Consider the following 5,514-nt stretch of genomic DNA (forward strand, 5'->3'; position numbering starts at 1 on the left):
CACGGACTTGCACCGTGCTGTTATGGCGTCTTCACAGGCGCACTCGTCCCCGCGAAGGCGGGGATCCAGTATTAACAGGTAGTTATAGATTCCCGCCTTCGCGGGAATGACATGACAGGTGACTTTTTACGAATCCGTCAACAATTAGAAAGTCAACAAATTTAAAAAAGATCAGACCCCCAGATGTTGTGGCCGGTCATTTTTTCATCTGGCGGTATTTAATAGACATAATGTTTGAAGGGGAATGGTCTACCCCTTGCGACGTGGGTTAAACCTTCACCATAAGACTCTTTCCTTCTCTATCCTTTACCGGTTTTAATCGGCGCTTTCGATCCGACCCCAGATCCGCTAATTTCTCCCAGGCATGATGCCCATTTGATCAAAGCCGGTTTCAAACTGACGTCGAGCGTTGCCTTTATGGAGAGCGAAAATTCGCTAAGTAATTTAAATTTTTATATTTTATACCTTTACTTTCGTCTTGCGCCGAAGTATCATCGTTATGTTATTCACATATTCTTTTATGTAGTATTCTCCATCGAAAATGAGGCTTGGCGTGAATCGCTTTTTTAAAAAAACCGGGTGGTTCATTCCGGCAATCGTGATTATTGCGATTTGCGGATACGGCAATATGGCGCGAAGCCAACAGAAACCGGCCAATGTATTTGTCATTCCAATTTCAGGTGATGTCGAGCCGGGAATGGCGGCGTTTTTGAAAAGAGCGTTGAATGACGTACCCGATACCGCAGACACAGTTATCGTGGTTGAAATGAATACCTTTGGCGGCCGGGTCGATTCAGCCCTGGAGATGGTCGACGCCCTGATCAATGTCAAAAACGCCAAAACCATCGCGTTTGTCACCAATAAAGCCATATCTGCCGGCGCCCTGATTTCTCTGGCCTGTAATCAGCTGGTGATGAAAAACAATACGACGATCGGCGATTGCGCGCCAATCACCTATTCCAAAGAAGGCCCTAAAATGATGGGCGAAAAATTCCAATCGCCTCTCAGAGCCAAATTCCGCACGCTGGCCAAACGAAACGGCTACCCTGCCGTACTGGCCGAGGCGATGGTTAGCGTCGATATGGAGGTGTACCGCGTTAAACTCGAAGACAAGCTGGTGTTCATGGATGCCCAGGAATACCAGGACCTTGATAAAGATCAGCAAGACAGTATCACTTCCAAAAAAACCGTTGTGGCCAAAGGTGAGCTGTTAACCATGGACGACAGTGAAGCCCATGACCTCGGGTTTTCATCGATGAGTGTCGCAAGTCTTGAAGAGATGCTCAAGCAGATGGATCTCAGCGATCAGAATTTAACGCGAATTCAAGAAAGTTGGTCCGAAAATCTGGTCAGCTTCATCGGTATGCTCAGCCCCATATTAATGCTGATCGGCCTGGGTTCGCTCTACACGGAGATTAAGGCGCCGGGTTTTGGGGCGCCGGGGATTATCGGTATTCTTTGTCTCGCGCTTGTTTTTTTCAATCAATATCTCGTCGGCCTGGCCAATTTTACGGAACTGCTCATCGTTATGATTGGTATCGTCCTGATGGGATTTGAAATATTTGTCTTTCCCGGGTTCGGGATTTCGGGGATCGCCGGAATCGTCTGCATTACTGCGGGATTGCTGTTGAGTTTGCAGGATTTTGTCATTCCCGATCCTAATTTACCGTGGGAGAAAGAGCTTTTAATCAATAATATGCTCAGGGTATTGAGCTCCGTATTGGGTTCTTTTCTTTTCGCCCTATTTCTTTTACGCTATGTTTTTCCAAGAATTTCAAAAACCGTTCAAGGTCCTTACCTGGCGGCCACACTCGCCGATGCCCGGCTTGATTTGCCGGTGGACACCTCCCTGCAGGCAGGACAGACCGGAACAGCCATCACCCTGCTGCGACCGTCCGGAAAAGCAACCATTGACGGAGAACGCTACGATGTCGTCACCCAGGGAGACTTCGTGCCCAAGGGGTCCAAGATTCGCGTCGCAACAATCAAAGGGACCAAAATAGTGGTCGTTCGGATAGATACCGATGAATAGCGCCATACACGTACCCGTTTTTCTGCAATTGGTCGGTATTCTTGTCATCATCGCCGAAATCATCCTTCCTTCCGGCGGAATCCTTTCAATCCTGGCCACCGGTCTTTTCGGATATTCACTATACCTTGTTTTTACCAACATATCCGCGTCAGCCGGCATGGCATTCATCATCGCCGATTTATTTATCGTCCCCATCCTGGTCTATTTCGGCATCAAATTTCTGGCCAAATCTCCCGCTACGCTGCGCACGAAGCTGTCGAAGGAAGACGGTGTGACCGCTCAGTCTTCGGACCAGAACGATTATTTAGGGAGCTTAGGCCTCGCGATCACCGATTTGCGACCTTCCGGTGTTGCCACGATCGATGATCAACGGCTGGATGTCGTAACCCGAGGCGAGTACCTTGAAAAGCAGACCGAAATAATCGTTATCGCCGTGCGTGGCAACCAGATCGTCGTTAAACAAAAAGATTAATTTAGCAAAACCTTAAAAGACTCGTAAAAGGAGTAAAACCATGGATACTAATTTTATCATTCTTATTGTTATCGCAATTGCCGTAATGGTGCTGTTATTCTTCGTCGGTTCCGCTATCGCACTTTGGGTGCAGGCCTTGGTCTCCGGCGCACGGGTCGGTTTGTTTAATATTGTTTTCATGCGTTTCCGCAAAGTGCCGCCCAACCTCATAGTGACGTCAAAAATTATGGCGGTTAAAGCCGGACTCAACTTTTCCACCGATTCGCTTGAATCCCATTTTCTTGCCGGCGGCAATGTGTCACGGGTTGTCCAGGCCTTGATCGCGGCAGACAAGGCTAATATAGAACTCGACTTCAACCGTGCGGCTGCCATTGATCTTGCCGGCCGGGATGTGCTGGAAGCCGTGCAGATGAGCGTTAACCCCAAAGTCATTGAAACCCCATTGATTGCGGCCATGGCCAAAGACGGCATCCAGCTCAAAGCCCTCTCCCGGGTGACGGTTCGCGCCAATATCGAACGACTCGTGGGCGGGGCCGGCGAAGAAACCATCCTTGCAAGGGTCGGCGAAGGGATCGTCACCACCATTGGATCGGCAGAAACCCATAAAATGGTTCTTGAAAATCCCGATATGATCTCAAAACGGGTGCTGGACAAAGGGTTGGATGCAGGCACAGCCTATGAAATCCTGTCCATCGATATTGCCGATGTGGATGTCGGTAAAAATATCGGCGCCGAACTGGAAACCGACCGCGCCGAGGCAGATAAGAAGATCGCCCAGGCAAAGGCTGAAGAACGACGTGCCATGGCTTTTGCCGTAGAGCAGGAAATGAAAGCGCGTGTAGAAGAAATGCGGGCAAAAGTCGTTGAGGCCGAAGCGCAGATTCCGCTAGCCATGGCCCACGCATTCGAACAAGGTCATCTCGGGGTGATGGATTATTACCGCATGAAAAACATAGAAGCGGATACTCAAATGAGAGATACCATCGGATCTCCCGATGAGAAGACCGAATAGGAATCTTGACCATGGATAATATCTTTACACTCATCGTGATCATCATCGCTGTCGTGTCGGTCGTCAGTAAAATCAAATCTAAGCAAAAGACGCAACAGGGCGCCACGCCCCCGGGTGGTGGCGGCTGGATTAAAAAACTCAACGATTTTCTTGCCGACATACAAACCAAGATGGAACAGCAGTCAAAAGATCGCAACACCGGTGCTTCCGGATGGGATCAATTGCTGGACGGCGGCGAGGGGTTCAGTTCACCATCCGATGCGGATGAAGCGGCCCTCGATGATTTGGTGTTTGAAGAAGCGGAAACACCGCCTCATACGAAAAAAATGCCGCCCGCAGCACCTGCTAGGGCTCAAACCACCCGATCGGATAAAACCCAATTCGTCCCCGGTGTCCCGCGGCGTAAGGCGGTGCACGCCGGTAAACCGTCGTACACGTCCATGGCCACCAGCCGCGCCGACTTGCGCAGGGCGGTGATCTGGGCGGAAATCCTCGGCCCCCCGGTAGCCCTCAGGGATCAATTCGGTGGCCGGAGATAGGAGAAGATAGAGGGACAGGTCTCAACATTCATACTTTCAGCGTTACCAATTTGACCTTTATGACCAGCTAAATTTTCAAAATTTCCTGGTGCCTTTAAGCTGTTCATATCGGTTTCCCCCGATTTGATATACCCTAATTGTATTTAATGAAACGGGCGGTAGATAGCATACAAAATTTACTGGGCAACAGTTATCAGAAATAGAAGATCTCAGCTATTGTAAATAGATGTCCAAATAAGGATATCTGCATTTTACTTTATACTATGAATCTTGTGTTACCTTGCCACTGGCTTTAAATATTAGGGATCATATCGAATTTGCATTTATATACAGGATACCGTAGGCTTATTTTGTTTGTTCTGCAATGATCTTGCGCGCAATCTATCGAGGTTTTTTTTAAATGGACTCACCGTTAGCTCGGGTAATATTGGCCATATTAGGTGGGTACCTCATTATTCTGCTTTTGTTATCCGTTTATGATTGGATTTCACTGGAATATCCGATACGTCCTAACAGACCACCGAGCGTAGAGCGTATCCAGCATCCTGTTCATCATGAAGAGGCAGTTAACGCTCTACGACTGTTTTTCCAACTACCGCAATCGGAGCAAGCCGCCATCAAAGAAAACCTGGAATCGAATTTGATTTCCATGGAGCGATGGCTGACACATCTTACTCGATCAGATTATCAAATACTGTGCATAGGCGAGTTTCATGAGGAATCTACCCGCAATTTTCTCGCAGAAGAATTTTTCGCAAAGGTCAGGGCTGATACCCTCATGCTGGAAGCGACTCCTGGATAGCTGAAGTCTTTAATCAAACGAATGGAGGCTGGCAGGGATTATTTCCCTTTATTAAATGCTGATATAATGCATATACTTCGCACTGTTGTGGACACTAACCCTAATATCAATATCTATGGTATTGAAGAAACCGATGAACAGCAAAAGGAACAGCGTGGTCACTTTAATTCACGAGATAAATCCATTGCCCATAATTTCTGGGATCGTTTCCAGTCGGGGAAACGTCACATTATTCTGTTCGGCGCATTACATTGCACGAACGAACCGAATTGGCTTTTTCAAAACCTCCGTAGCCAAGCTTCTCTCCCTCTAAAGGCTCGGATGTTGAATGTGCTTGTATTGGGAGAACATCAAACCGGACCATTGGAGGCCTTTTTGTACTTTTTGGATGAGATCGGAATCGAAAAAAAACACTTTTTCATCCCAAGCTCAAATTCACTTCATCCCAGTATCTACGACTTGTTTCAGTTGCTAAAGCAGAAAACTCTGGATAAATATCGCTCCGTAATTGTTTTCCGCATCTAATCTATGGAAGCTTTGTTTTGGGTATCGCACGAAATACGGGTTAACAAGACCATGAGATATCTTGCCAAAAGCTTGTACCAAAGCTAATTCCAAGCACCGCTACATCTTGTGGCCAGACGAAATTTCGGGTGG

At 47.7% G+C, this 5,514-nt stretch carries 6 protein-coding genes; all 6 read left to right on the plus strand.

From position 1 onward, the window contains the following. The first annotated feature begins 628 nt into the window (after window positions 1-628). The 6 genes from QNK41_RS04435 (at window position 629) to QNK41_RS04460 (ending at window position 5,382) form a co-directional block, all read left to right on the plus strand. Window positions 629-2,032 (plus strand): NfeD family protein, encoded by a 1,404-nt coding sequence (locus QNK41_RS04435; RefSeq protein WP_319254166.1) that lies wholly within the window; start codon window positions 629-631, stop codon window positions 2,030-2,032. Then, the gene (locus QNK41_RS04440; protein WP_319254167.1) at window positions 2,025-2,504 is read left to right on the plus strand and encodes an NfeD family protein; all 480 of its coding nucleotides are present in this window, start codon (window positions 2,025-2,027) and stop codon (window positions 2,502-2,504) included. The genes QNK41_RS04435 and QNK41_RS04440 overlap by 8 nt, the downstream gene beginning before the upstream one ends. A 40-nt stretch (window positions 2,505-2,544) precedes the next feature. Further along, on the plus strand, window positions 2,545-3,516 hold the full coding sequence (floA, locus tag QNK41_RS04445; RefSeq protein WP_319254170.1) for a flotillin-like protein FloA: 972 nt from the start codon (window positions 2,545-2,547) through the stop codon (window positions 3,514-3,516). Between the two features lie 11 nt (window positions 3,517-3,527). Further along, window positions 3,528-4,055, plus strand: a complete 528-nt coding sequence (locus QNK41_RS04450; protein WP_319254173.1) for a hypothetical protein — start codon at window positions 3,528-3,530, stop codon at window positions 4,053-4,055. Between the two features lie 400 nt (window positions 4,056-4,455). After that, window positions 4,456-4,857: a hypothetical protein gene (locus tag QNK41_RS04455; RefSeq protein ID WP_319254175.1), complete on the plus strand. Its 402-nt coding sequence runs from the start codon at window positions 4,456-4,458 to the stop codon at window positions 4,855-4,857. Window positions 4,858-4,878: 21 nt separating this feature from the next. Then, complete coding sequence (locus tag QNK41_RS04460) at window positions 4,879-5,382, plus strand: hypothetical protein (RefSeq protein WP_319254177.1); 504 nt, start codon at window positions 4,879-4,881, stop codon at window positions 5,380-5,382. The last annotated feature ends 132 nt before the right edge of the window (window positions 5,383-5,514 follow it).

Source organism: Desulfosarcina sp., assembly GCF_033791525.1.
Lineage (GTDB): Bacteria > Desulfobacterota > Desulfobacteria > Desulfobacterales > Desulfosarcinaceae > Desulfosarcina.